Origin of the sequence: Mastigocoleus testarum BC008, from assembly GCF_001456025.1 — a bacterium.
Classification (GTDB): Bacteria; Cyanobacteriota; Cyanobacteriia; order Cyanobacteriales; family Nostocaceae; genus Mastigocoleus; species Mastigocoleus testarum.
In genome coordinates, this window is sequence record NZ_LMTZ01000001.1 from 114,285 (window position 1) to 139,387 (window position 25,103).

General features: G+C 36.4%; 10 protein-coding genes. All 10 read left to right on the forward strand.

What is annotated here, in order from left to right; translation table 11 throughout:
* The first annotated feature begins 517 nt into the window (after positions 1 to 517).
* The 10 genes from BC008_RS00440 to BC008_RS00485 all read left to right on the forward strand — a co-directional run bounded on the left by BC008_RS00440 (position 518) and on the right by BC008_RS00485 (position 25,004).
* A complete protein-coding gene (locus BC008_RS00440) occupies positions 518 to 2,143 on the forward strand; it encodes a cyclic peptide export ABC transporter (RefSeq protein ID WP_027840656.1) in 1,626 nt (541 codons plus the stop codon).
* A gap of 255 nt (positions 2,144 to 2,398) precedes the next feature.
* Entirely contained in the window at positions 2,399 to 3,670 is a 1,272-nt protein-coding gene (locus tag BC008_RS00445; RefSeq protein WP_058182930.1) for an ABC exporter membrane fusion protein, read from the forward strand.
* Between the two features lie 27 nt (positions 3,671 to 3,697).
* The gene (gene devC, locus BC008_RS00450) at positions 3,698 to 4,855 is read left to right on the forward strand and encodes an ABC transporter permease DevC (protein WP_058182931.1); all 1,158 of its coding nucleotides are present in this window, start codon (positions 3,698 to 3,700) and stop codon (positions 4,853 to 4,855) included.
* A gap of 593 nt (positions 4,856 to 5,448) precedes the next feature.
* Positions 5,449 to 6,309, forward strand: a complete 861-nt coding sequence (locus BC008_RS00455) for a 2OG-Fe(II)-dependent halogenase WelO5 family protein (protein WP_027840654.1) — start codon at positions 5,449 to 5,451, stop codon at positions 6,307 to 6,309.
* 97 nt (positions 6,310 to 6,406) lie between these two features.
* On the forward strand, positions 6,407 to 8,116 hold the full coding sequence (locus tag BC008_RS00460) for a fatty acyl-AMP ligase (protein WP_027840653.1): 1,710 nt from the start codon (positions 6,407 to 6,409) through the stop codon (positions 8,114 to 8,116).
* 140 nt (positions 8,117 to 8,256) lie between these two features.
* On the forward strand, positions 8,257 to 9,723 hold the full coding sequence (locus BC008_RS00465) for an acyl-CoA-binding protein (RefSeq protein ID WP_027840652.1): 1,467 nt from the start codon (positions 8,257 to 8,259) through the stop codon (positions 9,721 to 9,723).
* An 18-nt stretch (positions 9,724 to 9,741) separates the two neighbouring features.
* The gene (locus tag BC008_RS00470) at positions 9,742 to 17,241 is read left to right on the forward strand and encodes a type I polyketide synthase (RefSeq protein ID WP_058182932.1); all 7,500 of its coding nucleotides are present in this window, start codon (positions 9,742 to 9,744) and stop codon (positions 17,239 to 17,241) included.
* Positions 17,225 to 17,818 carry a DUF6817 domain-containing protein gene (locus BC008_RS00475; protein WP_058182933.1) on the forward strand — a complete coding sequence of 198 codons (594 nt, stop codon included), beginning with the start codon at positions 17,225 to 17,227 and terminating at the stop codon, positions 17,816 to 17,818. The genes BC008_RS00470 and BC008_RS00475 overlap by 17 nt, the downstream gene beginning before the upstream one ends.
* An 11-nt stretch (positions 17,819 to 17,829) precedes the next feature.
* On the forward strand, positions 17,830 to 18,897 hold the full coding sequence (locus BC008_RS00480; protein WP_058182934.1) for a TauD/TfdA family dioxygenase: 1,068 nt from the start codon (positions 17,830 to 17,832) through the stop codon (positions 18,895 to 18,897).
* Positions 18,898 to 19,016: 119 nt separating this feature from the next.
* Positions 19,017 to 25,004, forward strand: coding sequence for a non-ribosomal peptide synthetase (locus BC008_RS00485; RefSeq protein WP_058182935.1), 5,988 nt, complete (start codon positions 19,017 to 19,019; stop codon positions 25,002 to 25,004).
* Positions 25,005 to 25,103: the final 99 nt, after the last annotated feature.

Here is a 25,103-nt window from a genome sequence, read left to right on the forward strand (position 1 = left end):
TAATTATTTGTGGTTCTTCAGTCTTTGTTATGCCAAACTATTAGTTAAACATCATGAATTGACTTTATCAGGACTTACACACGGACAACATAATTACAGTCATTGCGACCTAAGGAAACAATCCCAAACCACTGAGAATTGATAGCGAGTGCGTAAGTTCTATTGATAACGAAAAGTCCAAATACCCAACTTGTGTCAAAAGTCTAAAATGTTAACTTAGTAAGTTAAACTTCCTTGCATGGCAAAGGTTCCAGGTTGTTCAATCAATTTCTAGGCACAGTACGTACTGAAGACCCTTGTTTGTCTAGTGATACTACAGCAGTCCTATTGAATGGGTGAAGATTACTTACCACTGAGAGTCTATTTCAAGGAACTTGACCTTAGTTCTCATGTAGGATTGCTGATTTGCATAAAATCTTCATTTTCCAAGAGTGATAAAAGCTGTTTGTGGTTGATAGCATCAAGCATTATGTATAAAAGAAATCATTATGTCTTCTTAGAAGAGGAATAAGCTTATATGAGCCTGATTCAACTTCTCTTACGCAAATCCTGGCATACCCTTGCTGTAACAATACTGACTAGTCTGGTCAGTGGTGCCAGTAGCACGGGGTTGATTGCGATGACTAACAAAGTTTTGAACAGCGGCAAATTGGGGGAGGTAGAAGTTGTAGGAAGTTTCATATATCTCTGCCTACTAATGCTGATTGCAAATATCTTATCGCAGGTATTAATAGCCAAATTTTCGCAGAGCACTATATTTGACATGAGGGTTCAAATTAGTCGTCGCATTCTTGCTTCTCCCCTTCAGCAGTTAGAAATGATTGGCGGTCACAGATTACTAGCAACACTGACAAATGACGTTCAATCTGTTTCCACTGCACTATCTGGACTTCCTTCCCTATGTACTAACCTTGCTATAGTTATTTGTTGCCTTTTCTACTTAAGTATGCTTTCTTTGAGTGTATTTTTAATAGTAGTAGGATCCATGGCTCTGGGTATTCTCAGTTTACAAGTAATAATTGCCAGGGGTAGAAACTTATTTAAATTGGCACGAGAAGAACAAGATCAATTATTCAATCATTTTCGTGCGATCGTTAATGGGATTAAGGAATTAAAGTTGAACAGCACTCGGCGGCAGACTTTTTTTTATGACGACCTAGTCGCAACAGGAGTTAAATATCGGGAGCATATGATATCTGGTGCAACGTATTTTGCGATGGCTTCAAGTTTTGGGCTGCTAACGTTGTTTACAACCATAGGTATACTATTATTCGTTATTCCGAGATTAGTAGAAATAACTCCATCAATCTTATCTGGTTATGCACTAGTTCTTATTTATATAGTTATACCCCTTAATTCAGTCTTAAACTTTTCCCCAGTTTTGAGTAAAGCTAAAATAGCTTTGGATAAAGTAGAATCTCTTGGTCTTGCTTTGGTTCCCCAAGCCAATGAAATGAGTTTTTCAGATTTACGAAATAAACAATTTTCCTCAAATTCAATCAGACTATCTGAAGTTACTCATGATTATGGCTGGGAAAAAGATGGAAGTGGTTTTATGCTCGGACCACTTAGTTTATTTGTCAAGCCAGGAGAATTAATTTTTATTATTGGAGGAAACGGAAGTGGAAAGTCTACACTTGCTAAACTTTTGACTGGTTTATATGAACCTAAATCCGGACAAATTTATTTTGGAACAGAATGTATAAATACTGAGAATAGAGACTCTTATCGTCAATTCTTTTCTACTGTATTCTCAGATTTCTACTTATTTGAGCGTCTGATTGGTTTAGAAGATCCAAATTGCGAGCAGCAAGTTAACGAATATCTAATTCGGCTGCAACTCGATCACAAAGTCAAAATTTGTGATGGTAAACTTTCAACTACCGCATTATCTCAAGGGCAACGTAAAAGGTTAGCATTATTAAATGCTTATCTGGAAGATCGTTCAGTTTACTTATTTGATGAATGGGCTGCCGACCAAGATCCAATTTTTAAAGATGTTTTCTATACCCAGCTTTTGCCAGAACTTCAAGGTAAAGGAAAAACTGTACTTGTTATTAGTCACGACGATCGATATTTTCATATAGCTGATAGAGTAATTAGGTTAGAGGAAGGAAGATTAAAAGAGAATATCAAAGTTTAGATTATTAAGTTTTACACGTTCGTATTCGAACTCTTGGGAAATAACTCCAGAGGATGTTTTAAAAGTTTCACTAGGTACAGTTTTACTATTTTGAATTGGCTTTAATTTAATTAATTAAAAATAAATATTTCAAGCTTGTACTTAAATATCTAACAGTCTTAACAAGACAATTAAAAGACTTTGTTAAAACATCCTCTAAAATTATACGTACGCGTATTATGCTTAAAATTATGTAAGTACAAAGTTTTATAGACTATGATTTTTAACAGAAAAAGCCTACAAAAGTATATACCTCAACATTTAATAAAGGTAATTGCTTTCAAAAAAGAATCGGCAGTTAATATAGTTGCGCCTTTAGCTTTGATACTCTTCTCTTTGCCGTTATATATAATTTTTACAAATATAATTTTTACAGATTCTCAAAAAGCTGTTAAAAATGTTGAAAAAGTTGAAAATAACAAAACTATTTCTCAAACTCCAAGTATTAGTAAATCAAATATTATTAAGACCAAGGTTTCAGCTCTTGGGCGCATACAACCAAAGAATAAGATTATTACAATATCTGGTTCCTCTAATTTTCAATATGCAAGAGTAGGTAAGATCTTTATAAAAGAAGGAGATAAGGTTCGCGTCGGTCAAGCAGTTGCAGTTTTAGATAATTTGAATCAGCTACAAACAACGCTGGAAGGAGCAAGAAAAGATTTGATGGTTTCTCAAGCAGAACTTAGCCAAGTTAAAGCTGGAGAATCAAAAAAAGCAGAAATCAGTGCTCAAAAAGCAGCTATTTCAGATCTCAAAGCTGAATTTCAAGGAGAAACTGCAATTCAAGAAGCAAAAATTGCTCGTTTACGAGCAAATTTAAAAATTAACAGAGCCGAAAGATTACGTTTCCAGCAACTATACCAAAGTGGAGCGATATCAGTTTCCGAACTCGATAGCAAAATTCTTGCAGAAAAAACTGTTCAAGAAGAACTGAATGAGGCTCAAGAAACTCGCAAGAAATTGTTGTCAACTTATCCTAAACGAATTACTCAAGCTCAAGCGAATCTAAATAAGCTTAATGAAGTTCGTCCAGTAGACGTTAAAGTTGCTCAAGCCAAAGTTGAAAAAGCAATGACTCAAGTCAAGATAGCGAAAGCAGATCTTGACTTAGCCTATGTTCGAGCACCTGTAGACGGTAAGATTCTCAAAATTCATACTTTTGCAGGTGAAAATATCACTGATAAAGGAATTATTGATATAGGTGAAACTGGAAATATGTATGTCATTGCAGAAGTTTACCAAACTGATATTAGTAAACTTAAAATCGGTCAGAAAGCTATTATTTCTGGTGACGCTTTAAATCACAAGTTTCAAGGAGTTGTAGAGCATATTAGCTCTGCAATCGGCAAAAAAGAAGTTTTTAATGATGATCCAATATTAGATATAGATTCTCGAGTTTTTGAAGTCAAAATAAAAATCGATCCAAAATATAACCAGGAAGCAGCACAGCTCATAAATCTACAAGTAGATGTCAAAATTTATTGAATTTTATAAAACCTAAACAAACTTATTATGATTTATAAAATTCCTACTCACTGGCTCCAATTAACTTATCGTAAGGCTCGCCTACTGGTTAGTATTTTAGGTGTAGCTTCTGCTGCAATCCTTATGTTTGTGCAACTTGGTTTTCGAGATGGACTTTTTGAAACTTCCATATCGATACATAAGCATTTAAAAGCAGATTTAGTTTTACTACATTCTAAAACTGAGTATTTTGAGGGGATGAAGGAATTTCCTCTTCGTTTCCTATACCTAGTTTCATCAATAGATGGAGTGGAATCTGTTAGTCCATTTTATTATTCTGAAGGAAATTTTAAAAATCCCGAGAATGCTAAAACAAAACCAATCACTGTTTATGCGTTTACACCAGAGAAACCTGTTTTCAATTTACCTGAAGTAAATCAACAATTAAATGTACTTACAAAAGCTAAAACCGTATTGTTTGATCGGCTTTCACGTTCTGAATATGGTCCAATATCCTTAGAGTTTTTAGGTCGGGAATTTTTAACTACTGAATTATCTAATAGAAGAATCAGAATTGGTGGTTTGTTCTCTTTAGGAAGTGGTGTATTAGCTTCTGATGGCACCCTGATTATGAGTGATTTGAACTATTCCAAAATATTAGATAAGCCGTTGGAAAAAGTTCATATGGGTTTACTACAGCTAGAGCCTGGCATAGAGCCAGAAAGTGTCGTTCAAAAACTGTCATTGCAAATACCAGAAAATTTAAAGTTAATGACTTTAGAAAAATTCATGGAGGAAGAAAAAAAATATTGGATAAGGTCAACACCTATTGGATTTATTTTTAATGCTGGAACAGTAATTGGTTGTTTTTTTGGAGGAATAATCGTATATCAAATACTTTATACACAAATATCAGATAATTTATACGTCTATGCAATATTTAAGGCTGTTGGGTATTCAAACCATTATTTAGTAACAACTGTTATGAAACAGTCTTTTCTGATGTGCGTGATGGGTTATATCCCTGGATTTCTTACCTGTTTGTATTTATATAATTTCATTGGAGGTGCAACTCGTATGCCCATAACAATGACTTTGAGTCGTGCCGGATTAGTGTTTTTCCTTACTGCTGCTATGTGTTCTTTTGCTGGCATAATATCTATTAATAAACTTCGTTCCGCAAATCCAGCAGATCTTTTCCGATAAAGATAAAGAATATGCTTATTGACATTTAATTATTTGTATAAATGTTTGTTTATTAATCATAAGTTGTTTTGACTTATAATAGATATGCATAATAAAATTGAGTTAGATATCAAACATTTCCTGTAGATCAAAAATATATTTACTGGTAAGATTTTTTGATTTTAATTAGCACAAGTAGATATATTTAATTATTCAAAAGGTACGAGTATTTTGCTCAACACAGATAAATATATCAAATCAATAAAAGATAATTAAGGATTTATCATAAATACAGCTCAGTATTTAATATAAAAGTAATAGTTTCAGTGCTATTTAGTTTTTTCAGTTTAACAAATCACCACTTTACTCAATAAAATATTGGTTTTTATTGTGAAATGGCAAAATTTTTTAAATTAATACAAATAAATCATTCATGAGATATTTAATAATGAATTATCCGAACGAGTAAATGACACATTTCGTTGAAAGTAAAATCAATAAAGTAATTTTTCTGCATATATTATCGATTTATTTCTAAATAGTTTATTTATTGTTACTTCTTAAATGCAAAGAAGTGTGTTAACTAATTTATATTTGACATTCATGGAGGTCTAATGGTAGCTACAACATCTGTAAATACTCTCTATAATTTTGTTGAACTTGATATCACCGATCTTGGTCTTTATCCAGATGGCATTAAAGATATCTGCGAGCGCAAAATAGATGGCTTGATAATACATAATTTCTTCACTCAAAACGAAGTATCCAGTGTTGTTGACAAACTAACAAGGAAAGGTGCTTTTCCTGATTCACCATTTGGTGACATCCTGATTTATGGTCCAGCATTGTATGTGTCAGATAAAGATATTGCTCAATATTGCGAACAAGCAGCACAATTTCGTGATTTCTGCAGCAAACTCTTCAGTGAAGGAAGAGAATTCGAGACTAATTTACAAGAAACATTAAAAGTGATTTCTGGTGGACGTCCAGTTGAAGTTCCTCATGCTCCCAACGGTTTACCATATACTCCAACAACAATTCGGGTATTAGAAGAAGAACAATTCATGGGCTGGCACTTTGAAAATCAGTTTCTGCATTGCACTCCTGGATACCAGCATCTTTTGACCCAGATTGAGCATGAAGATCATTTAAGCTACTTCGCGATGCTCAGCGCTTCAGAAGTAGGGGGAGATCTTATTCTCTATGATATAGAATGGTCAGACACTGAGTGGCCAGATACTGGAAATAGTGGACGAGAAAGAACAGGCACCGTAGGAGGTAAACCAATCCCATCCGTGATGGAAAACTATGACAAAATGTATCTTAATCCATCTCCTGGGGACTTAGTGATTTTTGATGGTGCTCGAATTTTACACCGTGTTTCTGCTGTAGAAAAAGGTTCCCAGCGCAGAATATCCATAGGCGGATTCTTAGCTTTTTCGAATAATCGTGAAAAACTTTACTACTGGAGTTAATAGCACAATACTTATCTAATCCAAAAAAGCTTAGAGGCGTTCTATTAGAACGTCTCTAACAGAGAAATACATTACCTTTATTTAGCTAGGTCAAGCTATGTTGGAAGAAACTTCTAATTTAGTAGAAATTTTAACTAAACGAGCACTCTATCAACCAGAGCAGAGAGCTTACACCTTTATCCAAAATGGAGAGTTGGAGTCGGGTTCTTTAACTTATCAACAATTGGACAGACAAGCACGGGCAATTGCAGCAAAACTACAAAGCTATGGAGCGGTAGGAAAAAGAGCTCTACTTTTGTATCCACCGGGCTTAGAATTTATATCAGCCTTTTTCGGATGTTTATATGCTGGAGTTGTTGCTATACCAGCTTATCCCCCTCGCCCGAACCAGTCAATCAACAGACTGAAGGCTATAGTTACAGATGCACAATCTAGTTTTGCTTTAACTACTACCAATTCTTTGGCCAATATAGAAGATAAATGCGCCCAATATCCAGAGCTAGCTTTACTAAATTGGGTCAACACCGATAAAATTGACAATAAATTTGCTGCATCATGGCAGGAACCCAAAGTAAATAATAATACTCTCGCCTTTCTTCAGTATACTTCAGGGTCTACTGGAATCCCCAAAGGAGTCATGGTAAGCCATGGTAATTTATTACACAATTGTCGCGATCTTGATTTAGGATGGAAGCATACAGAAAACAGTGTAATCGTTAGCTGGTTACCAACTTTTCATGATATGGGACTCATTTACGGCATTATCGAGCCATTATATAAAGCATGTCCCTGTTATCTAATGTCGCCACTATCTTTTGTGATGAAACCTTTTAGATGGTTGCAGGCGATCTCGCGTTATCAAGGGACTCATAGTGGCGCACCAAATTTTGCCTATGAGCTTTGCGTGCGCAAAATCACACCAGAACAGCGAGCAAGTTTGGACCTCAGTACTTGGTGTATGGCATTAAATGGCTCAGAGCCAGTTAGGGCAGACATTCTTAAGAAGTTTGCAGAAACTTTCAAGCCTTGTGGTTTTAATCAGAATGCTTTCTGTCCTGGTTACGGATTGGCTGAAGCAACCTTGAAGGTAGCTGCCGTGCGACACAATCACGCACCAAATTTATACAGAGTTCGGTCAGATGCACTGCAACAAAATCAAGTTGAAGAAATCACCAGTGAAGATAATAGTCAAATTTTGGTAGGATGTGGATGGAGTGAAATTGATACTAAGATTGTTATAGTAAATCCTGATACTTTATTAAAGTGTGAGTCTGAAGAAATCGGAGAAATTTGGGTGTCAGGTAAGACGGTTGCTCAAGGATACTGGCAGCGACCTGAAGAAACAAAGCATACTTTTCAAGCTTATATTGCAAATACTGGAGAAGGGCCATTTCTACGCACAGGCGATCTAGGTTTTATTAGGAATCTCGATCTAATAGTCACAGGACGTCTCAAGGATGTAATTATTATCGAAGGTCGCAATCACTATCCCCAAGATATTGAATTAACAGTTGAGGCAAGCCATCCTGGATTGCGTTGTAATTCTGGTGCGGCGTTTACTGTTGAAACTAATGGCAAACAACGCCTAGTTGTCGTTCAGGAAGTAGAACGAAGTTATTTGCGAGATATTAATATCAAGCAAGTAATTGCAGATATCTGTCAATCTGTAGCAACAGAACACGATCTTCGGATTCATAGAGTGGTATTAGTCAAAACTGGAAGTATTCCCAAGACTTCTAGTGGCAAAATTCAGCGCAAAGCTTGTCGTGCTAATTTTCTCAACCAAACTTTGGTGCCATTGGGTTAAGTGTAAAAATAACCAGTTATTCAGTTTCAGAGAAACTACAGAGAATTATATAAACATTTTCCAGATAAATATTTTCCAGAACATAAATACTGTAATTACGAATAAGTATACAAAATTCATATAACAGGAGAAATTAATTTATGCTTACTGATGCTCAAATTAAACACTTCCAAGAAAAGGGATGGGTTGGTCCAATAGATATCTTCTCGCCTGGAGAAATTACTAAAGTCAGAGAATGCTTAGAAAATAATCATAAAATGATAGTAGAAGCCAACGGTCAGGAGATTATGGGTTTCTACAATAACGTACTTAATATTGAAACTCCCCGCGACCATCATCTATTTTATGAACCATTAGCAAATATGTTCAGGCATCCCGATCTGATTTCGCGACTAAATCAGATTGCTGGTTTAGATTTATTGCTTTGGTATACCAATGTGTTTTGTAAAATGCCAGGACAAGGTGAAATAAAATGGCATCAAGCAATAGAGTTTTATACTTCCAGTGATATTGACTTTGAAAAGAAAACACTGGTTTATTCTCCAGATGATCGAGATCCCGTAAACTTAACAGTATGGGTCGCTTTAGAAGATTCAGACCGCGAAAATGGCTGCATGCGTTTTGCGAATGGTTCCCATAGGAAAGAATTTGAAATATTACAAGGAAGCATTCCTGCAGAAGAAGGGGTGTTTGCTGGGATTAGTGCCCATAAAACTGTTTGGCAAAGAAAGCAAGAATACTCATTATCATACGATTTTGATGAAAATGACTGGGAAATAGAAGAAGTACCCGTAAAAGCAGGTCAAGTAGTAATTTTTACAGAGAGAGTAATGCATAGTTCTTTGCCAAACCATTCAGATCGACGGCGGATGGCAATTATTGGACGTTATATTCGTCCACATACTAAGGTTTATCCCTATAGACTCAAAGGGGATTTTATTGATGAGAATGGACATAACATCAAAAGACATTTTAATATTTTAGTCTCTGGACGCGATCGCTATGAATACAATGTTGTTAGAGATAAGCATGATTTAGATGAAACAGAAGTTAAATTTCAAGTTACATCTAATTTGATTCGTTTCGGTCGCGTCGAAATTCCAGAAGATAAACGTAAGTTAGAGATTTACGGTCTCGAGAAACAGGCCATTGAAGGTGATTGTCAAGAGCAGGAAATAAATCCCATCTTACATCCCCGCAAGTATATTGAGTGGCAAGCTTGGAATCAATTTAAAGGTATCAGCCGTGAGAAAGCGATGAAAATGTACTGCGAACTTGTAAGTACATTGCCCAGAAAAGATACTCAAGTTTCGACAGCTAATAATATTGACGTAGCAAGAAAAGTACGCAAAGGACAATTAACAGTAGCGAGTATTCAAAATTGGTTAACATCTTATTTGGCTGAGCTATTAGAGATTGACGTTGATGAAATAGAAGAAAATACCCCTTTTGAACGCTATGGTTTATCCTCCTCTGAAGCTATCACTTTGATTAGCGATTTAGGAGATTGGCTTGGGTGCGAGCTTCCTCCGACCTTATTTTATAGCTACTCGACGATTGGAACTGTGGCTGAATATTTATGCCAAGCTTCGCTAGCAAAAGTGTAAGTAAAGAGGAGTATTGTCATGGAATCGATCGCAATTATAGGTTTAGGCTGCCGTTTCCCTGATGCTAATAATCCAGAAGCATTTTGGAACTTGCTGGAGAAGGGAACAGATGCCATATCTGAAGTTCCCCCCGAACGCTTTGACATAGATAGATTTTACGATTTAGAGCAGGGAAAACCGGGAAAAATGAATACCCGTTGGGGGGGTTTTTTACGAGATGTAGATTCTTTTGATGCTGAGTTTTTTAATATTTCTCCCCGGGAAGCAGAGCATATGGATCCCCAGCAACGATTGCTGCAAGAAGTTGCTTGGGGGGCTTTAGAAGATGCTGGGATTGCTCCATACAATTTATCAGGTACCGATACAGGTGTTTTTATTGGCATCGGTAACACAGATTATACAAGGATTCTATGTAAGAATATAGATAATATAGATGCTTATAATGCTACTGGTGGAGCTCTAAGTATTGCCGCGAATCGTCTATCTTATCACTTAAATCTTAAGGGACCCAGTATTGGTCTAGAAACTGCCTGTTCTTCATCTTTAGTCGCAGTTCACCTAGCTTGTCAGAGTTTGCGGAGTGGAGAATCTAATCTAGTTATTGCTGGTGGGGTGAATCTCGTTTTATCCCCAGATATGACCGTCACTTTCTCTCAAGCACGGATGATGTCTCCTGATGGTCGTTGTAAAACTTTTGATGCTAGTGCTAATGGTTATGTGCGCGGAGAGGGCTGTGGTGTAATCATTCTTAAACGCCTATCAGATGCTGTAAAAGATAAAAATCGGATTCTGGCATTGATTAGAGGTTCGGCAATTAATCAAGACGGTTTGAGTAATGGACTTACCGCCCCCAATGCATTAGCTCAACAAGCCGTTATTCGTAAAGCTTTAGAGAATGCCAAAGTTGAACCCGCACAAATTAGTTATATCGAAGCTCATGGTACCGGTACGACTTTGGGAGATCCAATAGAAATTGCTTCCATTAAGGCAGTTTTAATGGAGAATCGTTCCCAGGAGCAACCTTGTGGTATTGGTTCGGTAAAAACTAATATTGGTCATTTAGAAGCCGCTGCCGGAATAGCTGGAATCATCAAAGTGGTGCTATCTTTGCAACATAAAAAAATTCCACCACATCTTCATCTCAAACAACTGAATCCTTACATTTCTTTGGAAGAAACTCCGATGTTTATTCCAAAATTCCAGCAGCCCTGGAGTTGTCAGGGAACTCGCTTCGCGGGAGTAAGTGGTTTTAGTTTTGGTGGTACGAATTGCCATATAATTTTGCAAGAGGCACCCTTAGAAAATCAAATAAGAGCAAGCACTGAGCGTCCTTTAAATGTTTTGGCACTTTCAGCAAAAACGAAAGAAGCACTAAAACAGCTAGCCCAAAAATATGAAAACTTCTTGGCTTCCAATCCAGAAGTATCTCTAGCAGATGTTTGTTTTACTGCCAATGTAGGACGATCGCATTTTACTCATCGTTTGGCGATCGTATCAAAATCAATACCACAATTGGGCCAAAAGTTAAAAGCTTTTACTTCGCAGCAAGAAAATATCGATTCATGCAAGTATAAAACCAATAGTCGAAAGCCACCGAAGATAGCTTTTTTATTTACTGGTCAGGGATCTCAGTATTTGGGAATGGGAAGTCAACTCTATCAAACCCAACCAGTTTTCCGCGAAACCATAGACTATTGTGATCGCATTTTACGTCCTTACCTAAAAATACCTTTGCTGGAAGTTTTATATCCTGAGAAAACAGAAAATTCCAACTTTTCAGCAATCAATGAGACCGTATACACCCAACCAGCTTTATTTGCCTTTGAATACGCACTTTACCAGTTATGGAAATCCTGGGGGATTGAACCAAATGCAGCGATCGGTCACAGTGTTGGTGAATATGTTGCTGCTTGCATTGCAGGAGTATTTAGTTTAGAAGATGGTTTAAAGCTAATTGCTTCTCGGGCTAGTTTAATGCAAGACTTACCCCGAAACGGTCAAATGTTTGCAGTCTTCGCAGATGAGAAAAAAATTCGCACGGTAATTCAAGCTTATTCCCAAAAGGTCTCAATTGCAGCAATTAATGGACCAGATAATATTGTCATTTCTGGTTCTAACCAGGAAATTAAGGCAGTTGTAACAAAATTTGAAGCAGAAGGGATAAAAACAAGAGCTTTAAAAGTCTCTCATGCTTTTCACTCTCCCTTAGTGGAACTGATGTTGGATGCTTTTGAGCACAAAGCCAGTCAGATCGAGTTTAAAACTCCCCATTTACCCTTGGTTTCAAATGTAACGGGTAAATTATTCTCCCCAGAAGAAATTCCCGATGCAAAGTATTGGCGAAACCATACCAGAGAAGCAGTTCGGTTTACGGTAGGGATAAATACTTTAATCGAGCAAGGTTATAAATTATTTGTAGAAATTGGACCAAAGCCCATCTTATGCAATCTGGGCAAACGTTATAATCAGGATATTTCAGCTACTTGGCTTCCTTCTTTAGTTGAAGGTAAAGACAACTGGCAAGTATTACTTGAAAGTTTATCTAATTTATATGTGCGTGGGGTTAATGTAAACTGGCAAGGATTTGAAGAAAATAAATTACGAATTCTATTATCATTACCTACTTATCCTTTCCAAAGAAAACGTTATTGGTTAAAAGAAGCAGATTACCCAATGAATAAAGATATAGTAGAAAGCAAAGCATCTCAACAGAGAGTTAATTCACCGCGCCAAACAACACGAAAAGATAAAATTACATCTAACTTGCTTTCCGAACTGGCAAAATTATTACAGATTTCACCCTCAGAAATTGATATTTACGTACCTTTTTTAGAAATGGGGGCAGATTCGCTAGTTTTAATAGATGTGTTACGGGTAGTTAAAAATACTTATGGGGTTCAGATCGCTACCAGTCAATTATTTGAAGAGTTGCAAACCTTAGATACTCTGGCAAATTACATCAATGAGAATTTACCTCCAGAGGAGGTTGAGGCAGAAAGTATACTCTCGGAATCAATACCCCCAGAACTAGAACAGCAATTACCAGTATCTCTGAATTCTCAGACAGTTTCCCAAAAATCAATTTCATTAGAAACAGAAACAAACAAAACATTATCCGAGCAAACCCTAGAAAAAATTATGGGACAGCAGTTGCAAGTCATGTCTAAACTCATGTCTGAGCAACTAGAAGTATTACGTAAGAGTAATGCGAATGGAGAAAGTACAACTTTTGGGAATGGCTCTTCATCAGCAAAAAAGCAGGGGAATCAAAACCTATCTTCTATTCCCCAGCTTGAACTTCAATCCACACCACTTAAATCATCATCCTTTTCATCCAGTTCCATTGCACAAAAAAAAACTAGAGAACTAAATCCGCAGCAAAAATATCACTTGGAAGCCTTAATTACTCGATATACTCAGCGAACTCAAACATCCAAACAACAGACACAAAATTATCGTTCGTACCTCGCAGATAGCAGAGCAGTTGCAGGCTTCCGACTTAATATTAAGGAAATGTTATATCCCGTCATCGGCAAGCGGGCAAAAGGTTCCAGATTTTGGGATGTGGATAACAATGAATATATTGATATTACTATGGGGTTCGGAGTTCTTTTATTTGGTCACGCACCAACCTTTATCACTCAAGCCCTAGAAAACTATATTCAACAAGGTATTCAAATTGGTCCTCAATCAAGTTTAGCTGGGGAAGTAGCCAAGTTAATCTGCGAACTAACAGGGGTAGAGCGGGTAACTTTCTGTAATACGGGCACAGAAGCAGTGATGACTGCCCTCAGAATAGCTCGCACGGCAACAGGTCGCAGTAAAGTTGCGATGTTTAGTGGTTCATATCACGGGCATTTTGATGGAGTTTTAGCAACAGCATTACCCAATCAAATTAAAGCTGTACCAGCAGCAGAAGGTGTATCTGCACATGCAGTGAAAGATATTTTAATACTTGATTACGGAGATCCCAAATCTCTTGAAATTTTGCGAACTCACAGTCACGAACTAGCCGCTGTATTAGTAGAACCGGTACAAAGTAGACGCCCCGATTTACAACCCAAAGCTTTTGTCAAACAGTTACGCCAATTAACAGCAGAATCTGGAATCGCCCTAATATTTGATGAAGTCCTCACAGGTTTCCGCATTCACCTTGGTGGCGCTCAGAAATGGTTTGACGTGGAAGCAGACTTGGTTACCTATGGAAAACTTATTGGTGGCGGACTGCCAATCGGCGTTGTTGCCGGTAAAATGGCTTACATGAACTGCATCGATGGTGGCATGTGGAAATATGGAGATAGCTCCTATCCCCAGACAGAAAAAACCTTTTTTGCCGGTACCTTTAATAAAAATCATTGGGGAATGGCTGCAGCACTTGCAATTCTGAAGCATTTGAAACAGCAAGGTCCTACCCTTCAAGAGAAATTAAATCAACAGACATCGCAGATAGTAGAAATCCTAAACAATTACTTTGTAAGCAAAGACGTACCCATCAATTTGGTGCATTTTGGTTCATTGTTCCGGTTTAACTCTACGGAAAACCTTGATGTGCTATATTACCACTTACTTGAAAAAGGTATTTATATTTGGGAAGGGCGTAATTGTTTTCTTTCTAGCGCCCATACACAAGAAGATATTAATTATTTAATTCAAGCTGTTAAAGAAAGTGTCGAAGAACTGCGTAAGAACGGCTTTTTAATCAAATCTGCTGCGAATAAACCAGCACAGACTCAAAATAATCAATCGATCCAGAACTTGGGGAATAATCAAAATTTATTGCTCCCACCAAAAATCCCCAATATTGACAATTCTCAATTAAATACAAACTATTCTCCATCTGTAAAAGATGATTTTTTCCCTAAAAATTCCAGACAACTTAACAGGTTAAATGAACTCACAGATAACAATTCTCATTTATTTCCATCACAGATCGGTAATTTTCAGCAGACATTACCCAATTACATTCCCACTCCTGTAGAAGTCAAAAATAATATTGAATCAGATTTGATGAAACTGGCTGTGGAGTTGGATTTGGAAAATTATGAGAAAGGATTAGCTGAATTGGAAGCTTTGAGTGTTACTTACATTTTAAGAGCTTTCCAACAAATGGGATTTGAATTTCAGCTTCATCGTTGTTATTCCAATTCCCTGATTAAGGAACAATTGGGTGCGATCGAGCAACATCAACGTTTACTGGATCGTTTATTGCAGATATTAGAAGAAGAAGGCATTCTTACTCGAGCAAATGAACAGTGGGAAGTTGTTCGAGTTCCAGGAATCTTAGATGTACAAACTCAAGAACAAGAAATTTTAGCCAAATATCCAGCTATAGAGACGGAGTTGACTTTACTCCAACGCTGTGGGAGAGAATTAGCACAGGTACTACAAGGTAGATGCCAACCTTTACAGTTAATATTTCCCAATGGTGATTTAACAATACTGACCAATCTATATCAGCATTCTGCTGTTGCTAAGGTATTAAACACTTCAGCCCAAAAGACAGTTTCGGCTGCTTTAGAACATTTACCAGATGGGACAAAGGCAAGAATTTTAGAAATTGGTGCTGGGACAGGAGGAACTACCGCTTATATCTTGCCCCACTTACCATCCGATAAAGTAGAATATGTCTTTACAGATTTATCTCCTACCTTCGCAGGGAAAGCCCGGAGTAAGTTTAGTGATTATCAGTTTGTAGAATATAAAAGTTTAGATATTGAGCAAGAGCCTGAAAATCAAAAGCTTACTACCGGGAAGTATGACTTAGTTGTTGCAGCCAATGTGCTACACGCCACCCAAGACTTACGTCAAACCTTAAAACACATTTTGCAGTTGTTGTCTCCAGGAGGTTTATTAGTACTGTTGGAAGAAACAGCACCGCGACGGTGGTTAGATTTAATCTTTGGTTTAACTGAAGGTTGGTGGAAATTCTCAGATCGTCAACTACGCCCAGGTTACCCACTCTTATCTACAGTCCAATGGCAAGAATTATTACAAGAAAGCGGATTTAGAGAAACTGCTATCATTCCTCCCAATCAATCCCAAACAAGCAGTACGCTTCCCAAACATGCAGTTATTGTTGCTCAAGCAGCACACAGAATTCCCATCACCGATGCTCAAAAACAACTTTGGGTGCTAGCTCAAATGGGAGATGGAGGATCTGTTAGTTATAACGAATCTATCAAGCTGCAACTAAAAGGTTTACTAAACATAGATGCAATGATACAAGCAGTGCAAAAAGTAGTAGCACGCCATGAAGCACTGCGAACCGTTATTAGTTGTCAAGGGAATTATCAGGAAATATACTCATATGTGAGTATCAAAGTTCCATTAGTAGATTTCTCCAGTTTGGAATTCCAGGAGCGACAATCTCAAATAAACCAGTGGATTTCACAAGAAGCAAGCAAACCTTTTGACCTGACTCAAAAACCTTTGTTACGGGTCTCCATACTCAAATTAGAAGAAAATCTGCATTGGTTAATCTTGACGGCTCACCATATTATTGTTGATGGCTGGTCAATTGATATCATTTTGCAAGAACTAGGCACTATTTATTCTGCAGAATGTCAAAAAAGAACCTGTCAACTAGAACCAGCAAAACAGTTTAGGGATTACGTATTATGGCAAGAATTACAAACTAATAGCCAAAAAATACAGTTAGATGAATTTTACTGGTTAGAACAATTTGCGACTTCGATTCCTATTTTAGATTTACCTACAGATTATCCTCGACCTCCAATACAAACTTATGTAGGGGCAGAAGAAAGTATAATTTTTGATTCTTCGACCTACGAGCAGCTAAGAAGTATGGGCACTCGAAAGGGATGTACCACTTTTATGATTTTGTTGGCTGCATTTAATTTCTTGCTGTATCAATTATCAGGTCAAAAAAATATAGTAATTGGAATTTCTGCTGCTGGACAATCTGCTTTAGGTTGGAAGGATTTAGTTGGTTATTGTGTCAATGTTTTGCCATTAAAATGTCAGATTGAAGGTGAAATATTTACTGAATATTTAGCTAGCATCAAAAATATTTTACTCAATGCCTATGAGCATCAAAACTATCCATTTAGCTTGCTATTAAAGAAACTAGATTTAAAGCGAGATCCCAGTCGTCCTCCTTTGATTTCAGTTCAATTTAATTTAGAAAAATTTGGTCAACAGCTTAATTTTTCCGATTTAGAAACTAAAGCAAGTATAAATTCTTTAGATAGTACTCGAAGAGATTTGACTTGGAATATAGCTGAAACAGAAGGAAAACTTCTATTAACCTGTACTTACAATTCAGATTTATTTCGCCTTCAAACTATTCAAAGCTGGATAAAACAATATGAAATAATTATCCATACAGTTTTGAAAGATTTTGATATTACATTAGAGCAAGTTGGAGAAAAATTAACTGATTTTCAAAATCAAAATTACCTTCAACATGCAGAAAAAATGGAGCACAGCACAGTGAAGAAGCTCAAAAAAATTAAACGTAAAGCTTTGGATGTTATGGATCATGCAACAGATAATTAATATCAATGAACGCCTCAAAAAGTATGGTACTGATAAAATATCTCACAGTAAGAGAACTTTTTACGAACACCTAATTGCAACTGGTGATTTACTTAAAGAATGGGGATGTGATGAGAATGTATGTTTAGCTGGATATTTTCACTCTTTCTACGGAACTGAAGGGGTTGCAAATACCTTATATATTTTTAATTTTGCAGACCGGGAGAAACTCCAATATGAGGTTGGAGAAAAGGCAGAATATCTTGTTTTTCTTTACTGTATTGCCAAAAATAGGAAAGCATACTATGAGAAAATAGAACGCGGAAATGATTTGTACCTCACAAATCGGCTAACTAATGAAAAAATTTTCATTGAAAAACAAGTATTAGTTGATTTAATTTGTTTAGATATTGCTAATTTCATAGAAGAGTTCGAACGACAACCATTAGTAGACCAACCATTAACCAAATGGATCGCCCCTTTTTGGTTCCGCAACTACTATATTAAAAGAAACTATAAGTGGTTGGCTTATGTACCTCATAAAGCACAGGAGATCATAAAAAGTAAGTTTAAAATAGATACATTTTTTTTAATATAAAGTGAATAAAAATGAAAAAAAATTACACAGAAGATTTTAGCCAAAAAAAACTAAAAATTACTCGGCGCAAATCTGTAGATTTATCACAAGAGTATGTTGTTAATATTGGAAATTTACAAAAAAATCAAAACCTACCTTTATTATTAGAACCTAATATAGAAGGTTTAAATTCAATGTCATGGTTCAAGAAAAATAGAGATTTTATTAAAGTTAATTTATTAAAGTATGGAGGTATACTATTTCGTAATTTTAATTTCACATCAGTTGCAGAATTTGAGCAGCTTATGAAGGTAATATCTAATGACATGATGAGATATACTTATCGTTCAACACCTCGCAGTCATGTCAGCGGAAATGTTTATACTTCAACTGAATACCCAGCTTATCAATCAATACCATTACACAATGAAATGTCTTACAGCCATAATTGGCCTCTTATAGTTGGTTTTTTTTGTATTCAACCGTCTGAGCAAGGTGGAGAAACACCAATAGCTGATAGTCGAAGAATTCTCACGAACCTCAACCCTAAAATTGTAGAAAAATTTCGACAAAAGAAAGTCATGTATGTCCGTAATTATCAAGATGGATTAGACTTGAGTTGGGAAAATGTCTTTCAAACAACAGATAAATCTGAAGTAGAGAATTACTGCAAAAGTTTTGGTATTGATTGTGAATGGAAAAGCAGCAATCACCTCAGAACGCGTCAGGTTTGTCAAGCGATCGCAATTCACCCCCAGACAGGTGAAAGTGTGTGGTTCAACCAAGCTCATTTATTTCATGTATCAAGCTTGGAATCGAGCGTACGCGATTTTTTGTTTGCGAATTTTCAGGAAGAAGATTTTCCTCGTAATTCTTACTATGGTGATGGTTCCCCAATTGAGGAATCTGTATTAGAGGAAATACATCAAATTTACCACCAGGAAAAAATTATTTTTCCCTGGTGCAAAGGAGATATTTTAATGTTAGATAATATGTTATTTTCACACGGACGCGAGCCATTTATAGGTTCAAGAAAAGTTGTTGTAGCTATGGCAGAATCTTTTCATCAACTTAAAACTAGCAATATAAACATCAGCTAAATAAATATAAATATGATTACTCAATGTGCTGAAATTTAGTATTTATGTGTGATTTAATTCTTTAAACAAAAAACAATTTGAAAAATCAATATTTTGTTCTCAGCTTGGAGAAGAACATCATGGAAGGATTTCAACTATCACCTCAACAAAAACATTTGTGGTTATTACAAAAAGAAACTCAAATTAGTTGTTCGTATCGCAGTCAGTGTGCAGTATTAATTGAGGGACATATCAATATTGATAATTTAAGACAAGCTTTCAAAACTATTATAGAAAGACACGAAATTCTGCGCACTAACTTATTTTATTCGCCAGAAATAATTTTTCCACTTCAAGTTATAAATAAAACATATTTACCTCCAATTTATCAACACGATCTAACTAGTTTGTCCCCAACAGAACGAGAATTAAAAATCAAAGAAATATTTTGGGAAATTAGTCACTTACCTTTTAACTTAGAACAAGATGAGAATTTGCATATAACTCTAGCAAAGACTTTACCAAAAACCTATGTTTTAATCGTCAGTTTACCAGCATTTTGCGCAGATAGTTTCGCATTAGGGAACTTAGTAACTGAATTAATTACTTTCTATACAAACTTCATAACTGCCGAAATTGACCAAGACCCAATGCAGTATGCAGATTTTTCCGAATGGCAAAATGATTTACTGCAGTCTGAGGAAACAACCCAGGGAAGAGAATATTGGAGTAAAACAAATGTCTCGTCTGCTTATAATTTTAAGCTTCCCTTTGAGTTAAAAAATTCAGACAACCAAGTATTTAAGCCAAAATATATTACCAATTATCTAGAGCAAAATATAGTCTTACAACTCAAGGAAATTGCACAAAAATATCATACATCAATATCTACACTTCTTTTAACTTGTTGGTATATTTTACTTTGGAAACTTACAGGTAACTCAAATATTATTGTAGGTACTTTATATGACGGTCGTCCATACGAAGAACTTAAACAAGGTTTGGGATTATATGCAAAATATTTACCCAATGATTGCTATTTAGAGGCTGAGTTAGAATTTACTGAAATATTAAAACAAATAGATTTATCTGTTGAAGCAAAATATAAACTACAAAATTATTTTAGTTGGGCAGAAGTAGAATTATCTACAGACAATAAAAAAAATATACCTTTCTGTCAATTTTGTTTTAATTTTGAACAGCAACATATTAAAAAAATTACTGAAAAATTTTCATTGTCGGTTTATAAACAAATTAGCTATATTGATAAATTCAAAGTCAAACTATCCTGTATTCAGAAAGATAATATTATTGCCCTGGAACTTCACTATGACTCAAATATTTATCGGGAAGAAAATATTAAATATTGGGTCAAACAGTATCAAACTTTATTGAATGGTGTGATTGAAAATATGTCAGTTTCAATTGGAGAACTGGCAATTCTTGATACTTCTGAACAGCAACAGCTTTTATGGAAATTTAATAACGATACTGGCAATTACTTCAAAAACCAGTGCATTCATCAACTATTTGAGAAACAGGTAAAAAACCAACCAGATAACCTCGCAATTGTATTCGAAGAGCAAACATTGACCTATGCTCAATTAAACGCGAGAGCAAACCAATTAGCACGCCATTTACAAAAACTCGGCGTTGCACCAGAAGTAATTGTTGGAATTTGCATGGAACGTTCGCTGGAAACGATCGTAGGGATATTAGCCATCCTTAAAGCCGGTGGTGCTTACGTTCCTCTCGATCCAGCCTTACCAAAATCACGTCTTGCTTGGATTTTAGAAAATACTCAACCATTAGTAATACTTACTGAGCAACAGTCTTTATTGAGTTTGCCTGAAAGTCAAGCTCGTGTGGTTGATGTCGATCAAGATTGGGATATAGTTGACAGACAAAGTGTTGATAATCTTGGTAGCGAAGTTACACCAGATAATCTAGTTTATGTTATCTATACTTCTGGCTCTACTGGTAAGCCTAAGGGAGTAGCAGTTGAACATCAGCAATTATTAAATTATGTTTATGGAATCGTCGAGCGTTTAGATATTCCCCATAATGCTAAATTTGCTTTAGTTTCTACTTTAGCTGCCGATCTTGGTAATACCGTTATATTCCCCTCATTATGTACGGGTGGGTCTCTTCATATAATTTCCCAAGAACGAGCTACAAATCCAGATGCATTCGCTGACTATTGCTACAGTCATGGTGGTATTGATTATTTGAAAATTGTCCCGACTCACCTCCGCGCTCTACTAAACTCCTGCAAATACCCAGAGCAAATTTTACCCAAAGGTAGATTGATTTTAGGGGGCGAAGTTTCTGACTGGGGATTGATTGACCGAGTACAAACCCTTGCTCCGAATTGTATGATTGTTAATCATTATGGACCAACAGAAGCAACTGTGGGAGTACTCACATACCAGGTAGAACAAGAAAAATCTGCAGAAATTAATTCAGCTACAGTTCCCCTGGGTCATCCCCTACCAAATACCCAAGTCTTCTTACTTGATTCTAATTTACGACCCGTACCAATCGGTGTTGCTGGTGAAATTTACATTGGCGGTGCAAATTTAACCAGAGGATATCTCAATCAACCCAAGTTAACTGCAGCAAGTTTTATTGATAATCCTTTCCACGATCTATTTCCTCATTCGAAAGCATATTTATACAAAACTGGGGATTTAGCTCGCTATTTACCGGATGGTAAAATCGAATTTCTGGGTCGTATCGACCAACAGGTAAAAATTCGCGGTTTCCGCATAGAGTTAGGAGAAATTGAATCAGCACTGCAACAACATCCCAAAGTTGAGGAAGCTGTTGCTAAAGCTTTTGAAAAGACAACAGATGAACAACGCTTGGTAGTATATTTCGTTCCTGATCGCAAATCAACTCCGCCAAAGATTAGCGAACTGCGTAGTTTTTTACAGGAACGACTACCCAACTATATGCTTCCTTCTACTTTTGTGATGCTAAAAGCTTTGCCAATGATGGCAAATGGGAAGCTTGATTGCCAAGCATTACCAAAACCCAACATAACAGATTTAGAAACAGAAGAATCTTTTGTCGCCCCCAAGACTCCAGAACAAAAATTGCTAGCTGATATCTGGTGTGAAGTGCTCGGTCAGAAAAAGATAGGAATACATGATAACTTCTTTGAATTAGGTGGAGATTCCATCCTGAGCATTCAAATTGTATCCAAGGCAAACCAAGCAGGACTAAGCCTCAAGCCCATGCAACTATTTCAGTATAAAACAATTGCTGAGCTAGGAGCAGTAGCAAGCCAAACTTCCTCTGTTTGTGTAGACCAGGGATTGGTAAAAGGCGCAGTAAATTTGACACCTATTCAACGCTGGTTTTTTGAGCAGGATTTTTCTGAGCCTCACCACTGGAATATGTCGATTATGCTGGAAATTTCACAGGTGGTTATGCCAGATTTACTCGAAAAAGCCATAAACTACTTGCTCGAACACCACGATGTCCTTCGCCTCTACTTTAAGTATCAGGAAATGGCTTGGCAGCCAATGACTGCTGGTAACAATCTACAAATTCCCATTGATCGCATCGATTTATCATCGCTTCCACAGACCGAGCAAATAAGTGCAATTGAGATAGAAGCATGGCAAATCCAGGCATCCCTTGATTTATCAACAGCACCATTAATGAAGGTTGCACTGTTCGATCTTGGCTGCGATCAGGAAAAGCGTTTATTGATAGTAATTCATCATTTGCTCGTGGATGGAGTCTCCTGGCGCATCTTACTGGAAGACTTACAGAAAGCTTATCAACAGCTTAGTTGTGGTGAAACAATTCAACTTGCCAAGAAAACTACTTCTTTTAAGTACTGGTCAGAACAATTAAGTAGATATGCCCGATCGCAAAAATTGCAGCAAGAATTGGACTATTGGTTAAATCAAAATAAAACAGCTTTACTGCCAAAAGACTACTTCGATGGACCTAACACTGTTGACTCTGCCCGAGTAGTTTCTGTATCACTGACCGAACAAGATACCCAAACTCTTTTACAGCAAGTTCCAGCAGTTTATCACACTCAAATTAATGATTTACTGTTGACTACTTTAGTTCAAACTTTTAGACAGTGGACTGGAGAAAATACTTTATTCATTGAACTAGAAGGTCACGGAAGAGAACTGCTATTTGATGATGTAGATTTATCGCGTACCATAGGCTGGTTCACTACCCGTTTTCCAGTAGTTCTAAGTTTAAAGGGAATTGAAGTAATTGAAGCTAGTGAAGCAACTGAATTCGCAGTGAAATCAATTAAAGAGCAACTACGCAAAATTCCCAATCGAGGTATTGGTTACGGACTATTGCGTTATATGAGCGAGGATTTAACAAGCATTGAAAAACTCACAGCTATAACTCAACCAGAGATCAGCTTTAACTATTTGGGACAATTCGATCAAGTTTTATCAGAATCAGCAATTTTTCGTTTAGCTAAAAATTCAAACAGCACTGAACGGAGTTTAACAGGAAACAGACCTCATTTAATTGCAATTGATGGCATCGTTCTCGAAGGGAAATTACAACTACATTGGACTTACAGTGAAAATATACATCAAAAGTCTACTATTGAAAATTTAGCTCAGAATTTCATCGCAACACTGAAACAAACAATCCACCACTGTCTCGGCACACATGGTGGTTGTGGTTATACACCCTCTGATTTTCCCTTAATTAAGTTAGAACAACAACAAATCGACCTACTGAGTAATAAATTCAATAATATAGAGGATATCTACAGTCTTTCACCCATGCAGCAGGGTATGCTCTACCATTGTTTATATACCCCCCGTTCAGGAATATATTGCCAGCAAAAGATTTTAACCCTCAAGGGTAATTTTCATTTACCATTCCTGGAAAAAGCATGGCAACAGGTATTAAATCGACATCCCAGCTTAAGAACTATTTTCATTTGGGAGGGATTAGATGAACCGATCCAAATAGTACTGTCCCAGGTAGAAGTAGCTTGGGAAGTAAAAGACTGGTCTGACTTATCTTCCCAAGAGCGAGAAGAAAAATTGCAAGCTTATCTGCAAACAGATTTGCAGCGTGGCTTTTCTTTGGAAAAAGCACCTTTGATGCGAGTCACACTTGTTCGCATAAACGCAGATACTTACGAATTTATCTGGAGCCACCATCACTTGATACTAGATGGTTGGTGTAATTCAATTATTTTCAAAGAATTTCAAGATTTTTACCAAGCATTACATGAAAATCATGATTTACACTTAGAAGATAACGTTCCTTATCGGAATTACATTGGTTGGTTACAAAAACAACACTTGTCCCAATCTGAAACCTTCTGGCGTAAATGCTTGAAGGGGATAAAAACCACAACTAAATTAGGAATAAGTGAAGCATCTCTTACCTCATTTCCAATAGAGCAAGAACACGGTCATGAAGAAATTCAACTGTCAATGGAAACCACTTATGCTCTGCAATCCTTTGCAAAACAGCATCAAATCACTCTCAATACAATTATTCAAGGAGCATGGGCTTTACTTCTCAGTCGATATAGTGGAGAAGAAGATATTCTTTTTGGAACAATTGTTTCCGGACGTACAGCAGCAGTACCAAGGATTGAATCTATTGTTGGACTATTAATAAATATCTTGCCAGTACGAGTACGGGTTAATCCACACATCTCACTAATTAATTGGCTGAATGATTTACAGAAACAGCAGACTGAAATGCTTCAACACGAGTACACTCCACTAGTGATGATTCGGGAATGGAGTGAGATACCTCGCGGAACATCTTTATTTGAGAGTTTTATAACTTTTGAAAATTATCCAGTAGATAATTCTTTGTGGCAAGAAAATAGCATCTGGAAAATTATTAATGTTCGTTCTTGTTCCAGAACTAATTATCCATTAAACCTGAGAGTGGAAATGGGCTCAACATTATCGATGCATATGACATATCATACTAATAAATTTGATGTTCCTACTATTCGCAGAATATTAAATCAACTCCAGATTGTATTGGCCAATATCCCAAAAAACCCAACAAATTCCCTATTAAGTATTTCCTTAAATCCAGAAACGGAAAATCAACAGTTAATCAATAGTTTCAATGTCGACTTAGATATGATTTAAATCAAGATATTTGTCAATATCCATTAAACTTACAATCAATTAATAATGCATTGAAAAAGATTCGTTCATGAATTATGGAGATTATATTAATAGTTTGAT